Origin of the sequence: Bradyrhizobium sp. NDS-1, from assembly GCF_032918005.1 — a bacterium.
GTDB classification, from domain to species: Bacteria; Pseudomonadota; Alphaproteobacteria; order Rhizobiales; family Xanthobacteraceae; genus Bradyrhizobium; species Bradyrhizobium tunisiense.
Genome location: NZ_CP136628.1, coordinates 6,388,532 through 6,403,064 on the forward strand (window position 1 = coordinate 6,388,532; position 14,533 = coordinate 6,403,064).

General features: G+C 63.5%; 11 protein-coding genes and 1 tRNA gene. 5 read left to right on the plus strand and 7 right to left on the minus strand.

Going from position 1 to position 14,533, the window contains the following annotated elements; all coding sequences use genetic code 11:
- Positions 1-19: 19 nt before the first annotated feature.
- Together RX330_RS29795 and chpT are read right to left on the minus strand one after the other, a co-directional pair.
- A complete protein-coding gene (locus tag RX330_RS29795) occupies positions 20-2,845 on the minus strand; it encodes a hybrid sensor histidine kinase/response regulator (protein WP_317240862.1) in 2,826 nt (941 codons plus the stop codon).
- Between the two features lie 196 nt (positions 2,846-3,041).
- The gene (gene chpT / locus RX330_RS29800) at positions 3,042-3,695 is read right to left on the minus strand and encodes a histidine phosphotransferase ChpT (protein WP_317240863.1); all 654 of its coding nucleotides are present in this window, start codon (positions 3,693-3,695) and stop codon (positions 3,042-3,044) included.
- A gap of 201 nt (positions 3,696-3,896) precedes the next feature.
- Here chpT and RX330_RS29805 point away from each other — a divergent pair, with 201 nt between their 5' ends.
- On the plus strand, positions 3,897-4,724 hold the full coding sequence (locus RX330_RS29805) for a 3'(2'),5'-bisphosphate nucleotidase CysQ (RefSeq protein ID WP_317240864.1): 828 nt from the start codon (positions 3,897-3,899) through the stop codon (positions 4,722-4,724).
- Positions 4,725-4,728: 4 nt separating this feature from the next.
- Here the strand turns inward: RX330_RS29805 and RX330_RS29810 are convergent, their stop codons facing one another.
- Entirely contained in the window at positions 4,729-5,214 is a 486-nt protein-coding gene (locus RX330_RS29810) for a YHS domain-containing (seleno)protein (protein ID WP_317240865.1), read from the minus strand.
- A 139-nt stretch (positions 5,215-5,353) separates the two neighbouring features.
- On the opposite strand from RX330_RS29810, the gene RX330_RS29815 reads away from it, so the two are divergent.
- The 3 genes from RX330_RS29815 to RX330_RS29825 all read left to right on the plus strand — a co-directional run bounded on the left by RX330_RS29815 (position 5,354) and on the right by RX330_RS29825 (position 7,611).
- Positions 5,354-5,959: a DUF1134 domain-containing protein gene (locus RX330_RS29815; RefSeq protein WP_212088922.1), complete on the plus strand. Its 606-nt coding sequence runs from the start codon at positions 5,354-5,356 to the stop codon at positions 5,957-5,959.
- 118 nt (positions 5,960-6,077) lie between these two features.
- Positions 6,078-7,376 carry a hypothetical protein gene (locus RX330_RS29820; RefSeq protein WP_317240866.1) on the plus strand — a complete coding sequence of 433 codons (1,299 nt, stop codon included), beginning with the start codon at positions 6,078-6,080 and terminating at the stop codon, positions 7,374-7,376.
- A 160-nt stretch (positions 7,377-7,536) separates the two neighbouring features.
- Positions 7,537-7,611, plus strand: a tRNA-Val gene (locus tag RX330_RS29825).
- A 242-nt stretch (positions 7,612-7,853) separates the two neighbouring features.
- Here the strand turns inward: RX330_RS29825 and RX330_RS29830 are convergent.
- The 3 genes from RX330_RS29830 to RX330_RS29840 form a co-directional block, all read right to left on the minus strand.
- A complete protein-coding gene (locus tag RX330_RS29830; RefSeq protein ID WP_317240867.1) occupies positions 7,854-8,693 on the minus strand; it encodes a universal stress protein in 840 nt (279 codons plus the stop codon).
- Between the two features lie 118 nt (positions 8,694-8,811).
- Positions 8,812-9,201, minus strand: coding sequence for a response regulator (locus RX330_RS29835; protein ID WP_212088911.1), 390 nt, complete (start codon positions 9,199-9,201; stop codon positions 8,812-8,814).
- A complete protein-coding gene (locus RX330_RS29840; protein ID WP_317240868.1) occupies positions 9,198-12,776 on the minus strand; it encodes a GAF domain-containing protein in 3,579 nt (1,192 codons plus the stop codon). The genes RX330_RS29835 and RX330_RS29840 overlap by 4 nt, the downstream gene beginning before the upstream one ends.
- 234 nt (positions 12,777-13,010) lie before the next feature.
- On the opposite strand from RX330_RS29840, the gene RX330_RS29845 reads away from it, so the two are divergent.
- The gene (locus RX330_RS29845; protein WP_212088902.1) at positions 13,011-13,784 is read left to right on the plus strand and encodes an SDR family NAD(P)-dependent oxidoreductase; all 774 of its coding nucleotides are present in this window, start codon (positions 13,011-13,013) and stop codon (positions 13,782-13,784) included.
- Positions 13,785-13,803: 19 nt separating this feature from the next.
- On the opposite strand, the gene RX330_RS29850 is transcribed toward RX330_RS29845, so the two are convergent.
- Positions 13,804-14,481: a hypothetical protein gene (locus tag RX330_RS29850; protein WP_212088900.1), complete on the minus strand. Its 678-nt coding sequence runs from the start codon at positions 14,479-14,481 to the stop codon at positions 13,804-13,806.
- Between the last annotated feature and the right edge of the window lie 52 nt (positions 14,482-14,533).

Sequence of the window (14,533 nt, forward strand, 5' to 3'; positions counted from 1 at the left end):
CCTGATCCCTGTCCTGCTCTTACGCCGCCGCCCGGCTCAGCTCGGAGGCGCCGGCGGCGCCCGCGGTCTGTTCCTTCAGCGCCGCGATCAGACCGGGCCGGTCGAACTTGGCGACATAGTCGTGGAAGCCGGCCTGACGGCCGCGCTCGATCGCCGCCGGCGACACCAGCGCGGAGAGGCCGATGATCGGCATCGAGCCCAGATTGTTGTCGGAGCGGATGGTCTCGGCGAACTCGAACCCGTTCATGTCGGGCATCTCGATGTCGGTCAGGACCACGTCGAAGCTCTGGGCGCGGAGCGCGGCGAGGCCCTCCTGCGCGGTCGGCGCGGTGCGGACGCGGTAGCCGGCCGCCTTGAGGACGGGGGCCAGCATGTTGCGGAAGAACGCGCTGTCGTCGACCAGCAGCACCGACTGCGAGTGCAGCGACGGCTTCATCTCCTTGCGGGTGAACCAGTCGGCGAACGCCATCGGCAGGAAGTGGCCGACATCGATCACCTCGGTGGCCTGGCCCTTGATCACGGCCGAGCCGAGAATGCCGGAGGAGGAGCCGCCGACCTCGATGTTGAGCCGTTCCTCGACGATGTCGATGATCTCGTCGACGACGAGGCCCATGGAGCGGCCATCGTCGGCGAACACCAGGATCGGCTGGGCGCCCTGGCTGGCGATGGTGACGCCCTCCATGGCGATGAGCGGCATCAGCTGCTCGCGGTACTGCACCATGTAGCGGCCGTTGGAGAACTCGATCTTGTCGGCGGGCAGCTCTTCGAGGCGCGTGACGAGGCCAAGCGGGACCGCCTTGGGCTGCGACGAGCCGGCGCGGAACACCAGGAGCGAGGTGGTCTGCTCGCCGCTGCCGATGTGATGCGCGCCGTTCTCGTCGCCCATGTCATGGGCGGAGGAGCCGGCGGCGCCGAGCGCCTTGGCAATGCCGTTGGGGTCGATGATCATGATGACCGCGCCATCGCCCAGGATGGTGTTGCCGGAGAACATGTCGATGTGACGCAGTTTTGTGGACATCGGCTTCACGACGATCTCTTCCGTATGGAAGACACCATCGACCACGATGCCGAAGGTCTGGCTGCCGACTTGCGTGACCACGATGAAGCCGTTCTCGGGATCGGAGGCCGCGCCGTCGTCGATCTTGAGGAGCTTCTTCAGGTGGATCAGCGGCAACAGCTTGTTGCGCAGGCGCAGCACCGCGGTGTCCTTGATGCGCTCGATGCGGTGCTCGGAGTTGGCGCGGGCCCGCACCAGCTCGACCACGGAGAGCTGGGGAATCGCAAAACGATCGCCGGCGGCTTCCACGATCAGGGCGGAGACGATGGCGAGCGTCAGCGGGATCTTGATGGTGACCGAGGATCCTTCGCCGGCCACGCTCTTGATGTCGATGGTACCGCCGATCTGGTCGATATTGGTGCGCACCACGTCCATGCCGACGCCGCGGCCGGAGACCGAGGTGATGGCGGCCGCGGTCGAGAAGCCCGGCGCGAAGATGAACTTGTGGATCTGGGCTTCGCTCATCTTCTCGAGCTCGGCCTCGGTGACGAGACCTGAGGAGATCGCCTTGGCCTTGATCTTCTCGGTGTTGAGGCCTCTGCCGTTGTCGGCGATGCAGATGATGATGTGGCCGCCCTCGTGATAGGCGGACAGGCGGATGGTGCCCTGCTCGCCCTTGCCGGAAGCGAGGCGCTCGGCGGGGGTCTCCAGGCCATGATCGGCGGAGTTGCGCACCATGTGGGTGAGCGGGTCCTTGATCAGGTCGAGCACCTGGCGGTCGAGCTCGGTGTCGGCGCCGTGCATCTCGAGTTCGATCTGCTTGCCGAGTTCGCTCGACAGGTCCCGCACGATGCGGGGCAGCTTCTGCCAGGCATTGCCGATCGGCTGCATGCGCGTCTTCATGACGCCTTCCTGCAGCTCGGCGGTGACGTTGGACAGGCGCTGCAGCGGCACCTTGAACTCGGTGTCCTCGTTGCGGCGCGAGATCTCCAGCAGCTGGTTGCGGGTCAGGACCAGCTCGGAGACCATGGTCATCAGATGCTCCAGCGTATCCACGTTGACGCGGATCGACTGGTTGGCGATGCTGGCGCCTTCGCCGGCTCCCTCGTCGGCCATCGACTTCTTCGGCGCGGCCTTCTCCTTGGCGGGCTTTGCAGCTTCCTTGGCGGCCATGGGTGCCGGCGCTTCAGCAGCGGCCTCGACCCTGGCAACGGGCGCGGGCGCCTCGATCGCGGTCTCGCGGAAGGCGCGCTCGAGCTCGTCGAGCGAGACCTCGCCCGGACGGAGCGGACGCTCCAGCGTCTGGTCGATCAGCGAACCCGTGGTCATGTCTTTTGCCGGTGCAGGCGCGGCGGCAACAGGTGCTTCCGGCACCAGCGGCGGCGCCTCGGTGACGGGAGCAGCGGCTCCTGCCGCGATCGGCGAAGCCGACGCCGCCGGCATCGGCTGCGCCGAGCCTGACATCGCCGCCATGCCCTGCTCGACCATCGCTTCCAGCTTGTCGATCAGGTCGCGGTCGTTCCCCTCGGGCTCGGATTCGGTTGCCTCCAGACCCGCCAGAATCTCCTTGATGCGGTCGATCGAGGACAGGATCACCGTCACCGCCTGCCCGGTCACCGGCATGCCGTCACGGAATTTGCCCATCAGCGTCTCGCCGGCATGTGCCAGCGCTTCAAGCCGCGGCAGGCCGAGGAAGCCGCAGGTGCCCTTGATGGTGTGGACCAGGCGGAAGATGTTATCCAGGATCTTGGCGTTGTTCGGCTCCTGCTCGAACTTCACCAGCTGATTGTCCACGGTGTCCAGGCTCTCGCTGGTCTCCGTCAGAAACTCCCGCAACAGATCATCCATGAAAACAGGCCTTCATACAGGAAGGGCGCGCACGAGGTGTGATGCGCCATCTCGGAATGGGGCCAGCTTCACCGCAAAGCGTTTAATATTGGTTGAGTATGTGCAAAAGAACGGAACCAACAAAGAGATAAGGCGCTCCGGACAAGCCGAAGCGCCTCGTAAAGAATCAATTAAGAGGCCGGGCGCGACGCGCTGTTTACGAAGCGGTAACGGTGATGGCTTCGCCTTCCGGCGCAAGCTTCACGGTGAGCCCGCAAGCCTCTGCCAGCAGCCGCGTATAATAAGGCTGGATCGCATGCGCATCCGCGGCAGGCCCGCGCTCACCGCTCAACAGCTCGGAGATGTTCTGCGGCAGGCGCGCGTTATGGCCGGTCGCGGTGATGCGAAAGCTCATCGTCTCGCCCTCGCCGATCGGATCGATCGTCAGCATGCCGCCGCGCGGGATCGTATGCTGGGCGACGACCAGCATGTTGAGCAGAAGCTTGACGCGGTTCTTCGGCATCAACAGCCGCGGCAGATTCCAGGCGATCGAGCACTTGCCATCCTCGATGTGGCCCTTCGCCATGGTCTGGGCGTCGCCGAGATCGATCTGCGCGCCGGAGGAGCCGGCCGCGCCGAAGGCGAGACGGCAGAACTGGAGCCGGGCGGAAGCGGTCTTGGCGCTCTTGCGAATCAGGTCGAGCGCGAACTCGCGGTCTTCGGGCTTGGGATCGTCGTCGAGCACCTCGAGCCCATTGACGATGGCGCCGACGGGGCTGATGAGATCGTGGCAGACCCGCGAGCACAAGAGCGCGGCGAGTTCGAGCATATCGGGAGCAGTAGCGGTCGCGGGCGACGAGGCGTCAGACATATAAGGGGTCCTGGAGGGTTCCTGGAATTGCACGGCACTGGACGCCGCGAATCACGCATGCTTGACGGATGCTGCGGGTTCTAACATTCGCCAGCCCGCGGCAGCTAGCTTGCGATCACGCCGAGGCGGTCAAAAGCCAAGTCGAATCGATCGGGACGAATCAGTCGAGGGGAACGAATTGCCGATGATTGAGGCATCCAGGTGAAGCGGATCATCGACGGCGCGGCCGCATCCGGCCTGATGGAGCCGCTGACGGCGCTGGTGGTGAAGGCGGGCGAGGCGATCCTTGCCGTCAACCGCGCGGCGATGCGGGTCGACGGCAAGCAGGACGGCTCGCCGGTGACCGAGGCCGACCTTGCCGCCGACCGCGTCATCGCGGAGGGCCTGGCCCAACTCGCAGGGGACGTCCCGACGCTGTCGGAAGAGCGGACCCAATTCGCCTCCCCGCCGTTCGAGGGCAGCTTCTTCCTGATTGATCCGCTCGACGGCACCAAGGAATTCGTCGCCGGTCGCGACGAGTTCACCGTCAACCTCGCCCTCGTGACATCGGGCGTGCCGCTGCTGGGCATCGTCAGCGCGCCCGCGCTCGGCCTGCTGTGGCGCGGCACCGTCGGCCGAGGCGCCGAGCGCGTGAAGTTTAACGGCGCCACCATCGGCACGGCCGAGCCGATCCACACGCGCAAGCTGCCGGCCCGCGGAGAGCCCTGGATCGCGGCGGTGAGCCGTTCGCATGGCGATCCCAGGAGCGAGGCGTTCATCGACGACAGGCCCAATGCCGTGAGACGGACGGTCGGCTCGGCCGTGAAATTCGGCCGGATCGCAGAAGGCAGCGCCGACATCTACCCCCGCTTCGGGCCCACTTGTGAATGGGACGTCGCGGCCGGCGCTGCGGTCGTGACGGCGGCCGGCGGCAGGGTGACTGACGGCAACGGTGGCGAGCTCCGCTTCGGCCAGCGCAGCGGCACCGGCTTCATCATCCCGGACTTCATCGCCTGGGGCGACCCGCAGGCAGAACTCCTGAGGCGGTAGGCCGCTACTGACTGAGCTGTTCCCAGAGCGCCGGCCAGCGCTTGCCCACCTCATAGAGGAACCGCTCGGGGTCGGCGGCGAAGGCATCGCGATTGGTTTCCCGGCTGAACAAATACAGCCGCTGCGCCACGATCGCGAAGAAACGGGGATTGCCGGCGATAGTGACACCGCGGGCGATATCGGCGGGATCGTAGCCGCCGAATTGCGGCCCATAGATTTCAGGATGGGCCAGGAAGGAGGCGCGGTTGCCCTCGTTGCGGAAGCGCCAGACCGCGCCCCAGAGGTTGGCCTCGAACTCGGCCGTCCCCTGCACCGCTCTGTCGTCCACGAAATAAGCGACGGGATCGAAGCCCTCGATGGCAACGCCGCTGAAGCGGTTGACGACGACGCGCTCCGTCGTTGCGGCCTGGGCCGGCAACCCCGAGCCGATGATCCATATGCCCGACAGCAGGCAGAGGACGAGGCCGATCAAGGCAATTCCGGGGCGCAAAGGGCTATCTTCCTGCCGTTGTGCCGTCATAGTTGCTGCGGATAACATCCGAGTCGAGGGGACATCCGGCGCAACCTAGGGCCGCGCCTGTTGGCGTCAGGTTAAGGAAGCGACCGGTTTCGGTACCAGGGGTTCTTTTATGACTTTCGCATCACGCCTTGCTGCGCTCGCGCTCGTCGCGATGGTGGGCTGGATCGTGCCGGCCTCCGCCCAGCAGGCGCCGCCGCCCAATTTGCCCCCGCCGCAGCGGACCCCGACGCCCAGCACCTACGGGCCGGACGAGCTCGTCGGCGCCGGCCACCGTTTCTTCGGCAACGTCTCGCGCGGGCTCGCCTCGATCATCGAGAAGGCGATCAGCCAATGGGGCCTGCCCAACGGCTATATCCTGGGTGAGGAAGGGTCCGGCGCCTTCGTTGCCGGCCTGCGCTACGGCGAAGGCACGCTCTACACCAAGAACGCCGGGGACCTGCGCGTCTATTGGCAGGGCCCCTCGCTCGGCTTCGACTGGGGCGGCGACGGCGCGCGCACCATGACGCTGGTCTACAATCTGCCCGCCACCAATGCGATCTACCAGCGCTTCGCCGGCCTCGACGGCTCGGCCTATATCATCGGCGGCTTCGGCATGACGGCGCTCACCGCCAACAACATCGTGCTGGTGCCGATCCGCTCGGGCTTGGGCTTACGGCTGGGCGCCAATATCGGCTATCTCAAATATACCCCGCGAGCGACCTGGAACCCGTTCTAGGGTTTTCCTCCCATCCGGTTAGGGATCAAGGTTAACGACAGGCCGGGGCTGGCTTTTTGCCGGGCCGCCATGGCATGGTCGTTGGTGAATTTTTCCTTAAGCTTGGGAGTTCTGGCCCATGGTCGAACCGATCATGTACCTGGCGATCGGTTTCCTGCTCTCGATGCTGTGCGGGCTCGCGATCGTACCTCTGGTGCATAACCGCGCCGTGCGCCTGACCACGCGCCGGCTGGAAGCCGCAACGCCGCTGTCGATGGCGGAGATCCAGGCCGACAAGGACCAGCTCCGCGCCGAATTCGCCATGTCGGCGCGGCGGCTCGAGATGAGCGTCGAGCAGCTCAAGAACAAGACCACGAGCCAGCTCGCCGAGCTCGGCAAGAAGAGCGACGCCATCAACCGCATGAAGATCGAGCTCGGCGAGAAGAACGCCACGATCTTCGCACTCGAAGCGCGCGAGAAAGCGGTGAAGGAGCAGCTCCGCGCCACCGAAGAGGAATTCAACGCCAAAACGCAAGCGTTGCGCGAAGCCGAGATCGCGCTGGCCGACAAGCAGGCCGAACTCGCCAAGATCAACAATGAGCTCTCCGACCGCTCGATGATGGCGGAAAGCCGCCAGGTCGAGCTGGTTGCGGTGCGCGCGCAGATCGAGGAGTTGAAGAACCGCGTCGGCGATGCCGAGAAGGAGTTTGCCGCCACGCAAGCGCGCCTCGCGCTGGAGCAGACTGAATCCGAGACCGCCTCGCGCGAACTCGCCGAAGCCCGCGGCCGGGTCGAGAATCTGAGCCAGCGCGTCACCGAGCTCGATCGCCAGCTGATCGGACAGGTGAAAGAGGCCGAGATGCTGTCCGGTCGCGTCGCCGATCTCGAGGGCCGCCTCGCCACGCAGGGCAAGCTGCTCGCCGAGCGCGACTACGAGAACAACCAGCTCCGCCAGGCCAATGCGACCAACGAGCGCACCATCAAAGAGCTGCGCGTCGAGATGGCCGGCCTCAGCGGCGGCAAATCGTCGGCGGCCATGGAGGCGCTGCGCGCGGAAAAGACCGCGCTGGAGGAGCAGCTCCGCACCGCGCGCGACGAGCGCGCTAAACTGCAGCGCGACCTCAACGCGATCCAGCAGCAGGCCGAGAGCTCCTGGGCGACCGAGCGGATGGAGAACGCGCTGCTGCGCGAGCGCATCAACGATATCGCCGCCGAGGTGGCAAAGCTCGCGATGCAGCTCGAAGGCCCGAACTCGCCGATCGAGGCGCTGCTCGCGGCCGAGGCCGGCCAGCCGCCGAAGCCGGCGCCGCGCCCGGCCAACGACGCCGCCACCAAGGCCGCACCTGCCGCGAGCCTGCCCGAGGGCGGCGGAACGCTCGCCGAGCGCATCCGGGCGCTGCAGGCCCACGCCTCCCGCGCCCGCCAGCAGGGCGCGTAAGCGGCCGGAAATCCGGCCCCCGCCGCCAATTGCGTGACGGGGCCAAGGTTTTCCGGCCCCGCGGCGCCTGGAAACTTGACACCTCAAGCCCGCACTTCTAAATCGCGGGCTCCGATGCGCCGGCCGGCCGAAAAGGTCCGGCCGTCTGCATGATGGTCCCGGGCGCATAGCTCAGCGGGAGAGCGTTCCCTTCACACGGGAGAGGTCCAAGGTTCGATCCCTTGTGCGCCCACCACGCTTCGCCAAAAGGCTTCGCGTGGCGCAGCCACGTCCAATCATGGCGAGCGTGTCCGGCGTAGCCCCGAAGAGCGTCGACGGACTGGGGCATCTTGCTCGCTCCGGCAAAATCGCGAAAACAACCCCATGCACAGTAGACAGCACCAGCCAAATCAATGGTTTACGCCTTTTCCGATTCTTGGTTTGCCTCGTCAGGCAAAACAGGAGATGGATGGCCTGATCTGGAGAGAGGCCTGCGGCTCAATGTGCCATCAGGACAGGCAAATCAGCATGCTCCATGATATAGCTGGTCGCCCCGCCGAATATCATTTGCCGCAACCGCGTGCGGGTGAAGGCTCCCTTGATCAAGAGATCGCAGCCTTCAGCTCTACTCGCATCTAGGACTGCCTCTCCAGTATCGCGATTCTCCAGCTCAACCCTTCTCACCTGCGCAGCAATGTCATTGTACCGCAGTTGCTGGACGATCTGATCGACAGATGGTCCTGGTACCGCTTGGCCGCCAACAACGGTTAGGACCGATACCCGTTCGGCCAGACGAAGCAACGGCATGGCAAATGCGTTTGCCCGAGCTTGCTCGGTACTACCGTTCCAATGGATCATAATGTTTGTTGCGACGCTTCTTTGTGCATTCAATGGCGCAAGTAGCACTGGCTTGCCGCTCTCAAACAGCGCGGACTCAATCGCGCGACGGTGAGGGCCTGCAGCATCGATGTCAGACCGTGCCATCACGATCAGATCGAAAGCGCGCCCATAACTTCCGACAAAGTCTTCGCCCTCAGGCGCGGTCTCCAGCCAGCCGAAACAGGGTCGACCCAATCCAGCAGTGGATCGAGGAACATCGTGTTTCAGCATGAATGCTTCGAAAAAGTCGCGCATGTCGTTCAATTCGGCTTCGCTCTTGACTTCATACGAATCCAAGAGAATGCCGGTGGCCAATTCCGCGGCTAAATATTGAGGGATGCCGAACCGGAGCGGGAAGCCTTCAATATAGGCGCCGGTACGTTTCGCGAGGCGTACGGCAACATCGAGCGTGGATGTCATCATCGGAATATTTTGAAGCGGGACCAAGAGCGTCTTCATTTTGAATCCCCGGCATTTTGGGTGAACAGTGACAGGACGCCTAGTTTTCGCTTGAAATGGCGCTTGTGATAATTTCACTTGCGGGCCGTTCCGGTTGGTTCGTCAACAATGGCTGCAGTTACGCGGCCTGCTCAAGCCTCGTATCTATCTCCTGACGCAGCGCCGCGAAGTCGATTGGCTTGGTCATCAGGTCGGTTGCGCCGTTCGCGAGCGCCTTGAGCCTGGTCTCGGCATCGCCGTAGGCCGTGATCATGATGACAGGCACATCGGGACGGACGGAGCGCACGATGGGCAGCATCTCCAGCCCGCTCATTCCGGGCATGTTGATGTCGGACAGGATCAGAATCAGGGTGGCATCCTCTATCTCGGCCGCGCGTTGCAATGCCAACGGTGCCGACGGTACAAATTCCATGAGAAAACGACCGGCGCGCAGATCGCGCCGAAACTGCTGGCGGAATAGCGCCTCGACGTCGGGTTCGTCGTCGACCACCAATATAAAGACGCTCAACTTCTCCCTCCCGTCTGCAATGGTGCCGCCAGCGTACGCGGCAGCCAAATGATGAACTCCGTATAATCGCCAGGCTCGGTATCGACCTCGATGCTGCCGCCGTGCTGCTTCACAATGATGTCGTGGCAGATTGAAAGGCCAAGCCCGGTTCCTTCGCCGGCTGGCTTTGTCGTGAAGAACGGATTGAATATCTTCTCTCTCACGTCGGCCGGAATGCCGGTGCCGTTGTCGCGAATCCGGATTTCCACGGCGCCGCCGAGATTCGTCGTCGTCGCGCACAGCCTCGGCTCGAAGCCGTCCCCAGCAGCGTCCCTGTGCTTGCCAGCTGCGTAGAATCCATTTGAAATCAGATTGAGGAACACCCGCGTGATCTCCTGCGGATACAGATCGAGCGCCCCGGCCGACGGATCGAGATGCCTCTCAAGCGTGATATTGAATCCCGGCTTTTCAGCGCGCGCACCGTGATAAGCAAGGTTGAGGCTTTCCTCGACGACCGCGTTGATATCGGCCGAACGACGCTCGCCAGACCCTTCGCGCGAGTGCAGAAGCATGTTCTTGACGATGAAATCGGCGCGCTTTCCGTGCTGGACGATCTTTTCCAGATTACCTTGCAGCATGTGTATGAGCGCGTCGATTTCCTGCCTTGCCGCCTCACCGAGTGCGGCCGAGCGCAGTCCGTCGCTGAGCTCGTCGATCAACTCGGAGGAAACCCCAGCGAAATTATTGACGAAGTTGAGCGGGTTCTTGATTTCATGCGCAATGCCGGCGGTGAGTTGCCCAAGCGAGGCCAACTTCTCGGTATGGATCAACCGATCCTGCGCGTTTCGCAGTTCCTCCAACGATTGCGACAATTCCATGGTGCGCTCGCGCAGTTCATTCAGCAGGCGCGCATTCTCGATCGCGATCACGGCCTGGTGCGCGAAGTTGGATACGAGGTCGATCTGCTTGTCCGTGAAGGGTTTGACTTCCTGGCGGAAGATCGTGATGGTGCCGATCAGCTCGTCTTCCTTGAGCATCGGAACGATGACGAGGGTCCTTGCGCCGGCAAGGTCAGCAAGCGCGCGAACGTTCGGATTGCCTTCGACGTAGGGCGGTTGCGCTCTGATATCGTCGATATGAACCGTCTGATGAGTTTTCTCGACCGTGCCGAGCCCGCTCGCGGGATGTGGGCGAATGCTCTGGTACAGCCGGGTATCAACGTAGGCTTGCGGCGCGTTGTGCAGTGCGACCGTGCGAAAGCCGCCTTCTTCGTAGAGGTTCATGGTGCCGAATCCGGCGCCGCAGATCCGCGTCGCATTCTCCAGCATTTTGCGAAAGACCGGAGCCAATTCGCCCGACGAAGCGCTGATGATTTCGAGCACCTCCGAGGTGGCAGTCTGTCGCTCCAGCGATTCGTTCAATTGCTCGAACAGGCGCACATTGCCGAGGGCGATCACGGCCTGATCCGCAAAGGTCTGAAGCAGGCTGATCTGCTTGTCGTCGAATGGGCGTACCTCCATACGGCGCAGTACGATCGCCCCCATGCTCTCGCCTTCGCGCAAGAGCGGCACACTCAAAACAGTCCGAACGTTGGAGCGAACCGCATATTCGCGTCCTATCGGGTATTCCTCTCCATCGGGCCCGAGCAAGTCGTTCACTTGAACGGTGCGACGATCGACAATCGCTCGGCCGGTGGGCGATTTGACGCTGATCGCCCGTCGGCTCCACACTACGGGAACTTGTCCATGGTGCGCCTCGATGACGATATCGTCGCTATCCCTCAGAACGACCAGCGCATCATATGCCTCACAGAGTCCGCATGCGCTTTCCACGATGGCCTTCAGCACTGGACCGACCTCGGTCGGCGAGGAAGCGATAACCCGCAAGATATTGGCGCTGCCGGTCTGGTACGTCAGCGCCTCCGACAGATCTCGCGTCCTGGTTTGCAGTTGTTCGAACAGCCGGACGTTCTCGATGGCGATCACGGCCTGGTCGGCAAACGTAGCGACAAGCTCGATCTGCTTTTCCGTGAAGGGCTGCACCCGCTTGCGGGCGATTACGATCGCGCCGATCGGTTCGTTCTCGCGTAGAAGAGGGACACCGAGCGCCGTGCGCTGACCAGCCATGGTGACGGACTCGTGCAGGCCGTATTCGGGATCGGCAGCGACGTCGAGGATCTGCACTGGACGGCGCTCAAGCACGGCCCGACCTGTAACAGTGCTCCGACCGGGCGTAATCGGGTGACCCTGCAGGAACTCGATGTATTTCTCGGGAAACCCAACTGCTGCTCCGGCCTGATATTCATCGCCCTCGCGGCGCATGATGAATGCCATCTCCGCTTCACACAGCCGTGCCGCCGAATCGACCAGCGTGTTGAGCACGGTCTGCAGATCGAACGTCGAGCGACTGATCACCTTCAGCACATCGGCAGTCGCGGTTTGCTGCTGGAGCGACTCGGCGAGATCGCGCGTCTTCGCTTGGACCTCATCGAAGAGCCGGACATTCTCGATCGCGATCACGGCCTGATCGGCGAAGGTGGAGACCAGGTCGATCTGCTTGTCCATGAACGAGTTCACGGTCTTGCGGCCCAGAAACAGCACGCCGATCGTTTCTCCGGACCGAAGCAAAGGTACGCCAAGAAGGGTGCGGTAACCGCCGGCCCTCTGCTGCTCGGGATAGGCGTATTCGGGATCGGCCAAGACATCCTGGATCTGGACAACCCCGCCGCATAGCAGGACGCGCCCAACGAGGCTGCCGCGCCCAGCATTGAGTCGAATGCCCGCCGAGACGTCGGCCCACTCGGGTGAGAAATTGTACCGGCTCGCGTGATAGTAGGCGCCATCAGCGTCCTGCCGGACGATTGCCGCCATGTCGGCACCACACAGCCACGCCGCCGATTCCGTCAGCGTGTCGAGAACGGCTTTCAAATCGAACGCAGAGCGGCTGATGACCTTCAACACATCCGCGGTCGCGGTCTGCTGCTGCAGCGATTCCCGCAAGTCGTCTGTACGCGCCTGCACTTCATTGAAGAGCCGCGTATTCTCGATGGCGATAACCGCCTGGTCGGCGAAGGTTTGCAGAAGCTGCACATGATGCGGAGCGAAGGTACCTGGCTCGACTCGCGTCACGCTGATCATGCCGATCACCGCGCCGCCGGTCGCGAGGGGAACGAACAACATGCTGCGAAAGCCGCGGGCACGCGCGATGGGCTTGATGTCGTTCGTCAGCGCTTCAGTGTCGGGAGTCGGTACCACCTTACCCGCCTGGACTCCCGCGAAGCTCTCGAACTCGGCAATCGGCCTTGGAAACATGTTGTTCAAGGCCTGGTCGGCGGCAGGATTCGTGGGCGTGAATGCCGCCAAATGGGCCATTCCGTCGATGAAACGGAATACGGTCGTCGAAAAGCCGGCGAGCAAGGCATTGGCCTGGCTCGCGATGGCATCGAATACCGGCTTCACCTCCGACGGCGAACTGGCGATGATCTTGAGAATGTCTGCAGTGGCGGTCTCGCGATCTTGTGCGGCGCGCAATTCGGCCAGGAGCCGCGCGTTCTCGCGCTGCAAATCTGCCACCACGTCCTGAGGAAGCGCGGCCATGATGAAAATCCATATCGCCAGCTGTTTCACAGCCGACGTCAAAATCTAATCAAGAAAGCGGCGGGAATTATTCCACCATCAGGTGCGTCCGACCAGACGTATCGTTGGTTGATTTTCAATCGACTACGCGTCAATTCGTCTCCACGATCTGCCGAGGCGGCGAGTTCCACAAATCTCTGATGCAAGCCGCATCATTCGTGCCGCGCCGCGCCTGAAACGTTGAAGGGAACACGCATGGCGACCATCTTCATCACCGGCAGCACCGATGGCCTCGGCCGCGCGGCGGCGCAATCGCTGCTCGATCAAGGCCACCGCGTGGTGCTGCACGCGCGCTCGGCCGATCGCATCGGCGCGCTCGGCGAGCTGAGGTCGCGTGTCCAAGGGGTCGTGGTCGGCGATCTCAAGAGTGCGGCCGAGACGAAGGCTATCGCCGATCAGGTCAACGCGATCGGGCGCATGGACGCGATCATCCACAATGCCGGCGTCTACACGCGGCCCGGCCGTGGCGCGACGCCGGAGGGCCATGCCGAGACGCTGGCCATCAACACGCTCGCACCGTACATGCTCACCGCGCGGATCGAGCGGCCCGGTCGGCTGGTGTATCTCAGCAGCGGATTGCACAGGGGTGGAGAGGGTTCGCTCGACGACCTCGACTGGACCAAGCGTCCCTGGGATTCGGCCAAGGCCTATGCCGAGAGCAAGCTGCACGTGGTCGCGCTGGCCTTCGCGCTGGCGCGGCGCTGGCCCAAGGTTCTCAGCAACGCCGTCGACCCCGGCTGGGTGCGCACGAAGATGGGCGGCGCGGGCGCGCCGGTCGACATCGCCACCGGACAGCGGACGCAAACCTGGCTGGCGGTGAGCGAGGATTCCGCTGCCTTGGTGACCGGGCGCTACTGGCATAAACTCGAGCAGCAGCAGCCGGCCCGTGAGGCGACCGATCCGAAATTTCAGGACGCGCTCATCGACAAATTGAGCAAGCTGACTGGCGTTGAGCTGCCGCGGGTGTAGGACGCTGACGGAGCAGACTTCACGCCGCCCGCTGTGGCCGCCACGCCGTGTAGAGACCGACCAGGGTCCCGATGGCGACCAGCGCGGCTGCCAGTAGCACCTGCAATTCGCCATCGTCGGTGGGGCCGACCGACGACACGAGCCTCGTCACGATGACGAACAGAATGCCGACGGCAGCCGCAGCTCCCACGCAGAGATAAGCGAGCTCGCGTGTCAGATTGCGACCGAGAAGCCCGAGCGCCGTGAAATACATCGCGCAGGCGTTGGGATGAACGAACAAGGCAATGCGCGCGTAAGGACCGTAGGCGTCAAACAAGGACTCGCAACGGCGCAGGGCCCCTTTTGAGGCCACTCGCTGCAGGAACGGCCTGAAGAAACGAGCCTGTCCGTAGCTGAGAACGGCACCCAGGATGATGGCGAGCCACGCCACGGTGAAGACGGAGCCATCCACGGCCTTGGGATTGAGCGCCACCGACATCAGGATGAGGGCGGTGCCGGGAAAATAGCCGAAATACGGGAAGACCGCTTCCAGCAGCACGCAGACGAACATGAAGGCCGGAAACCAAGCCGACCCGGCCGCGCCATGGACGACGGCGTTCAGATCGAACAGGCTCGTCCTGTACAGGACGAGGTACATGCACATGGCGAGGCCAGCCAGCGCGTAGAACGGCAGCGCTCCCGACAGAAACCGTCTCATCCAACCATCGCGCTTTGTTTGGCGGAGACGACGGCCTCGCGCTGTTCCGGAT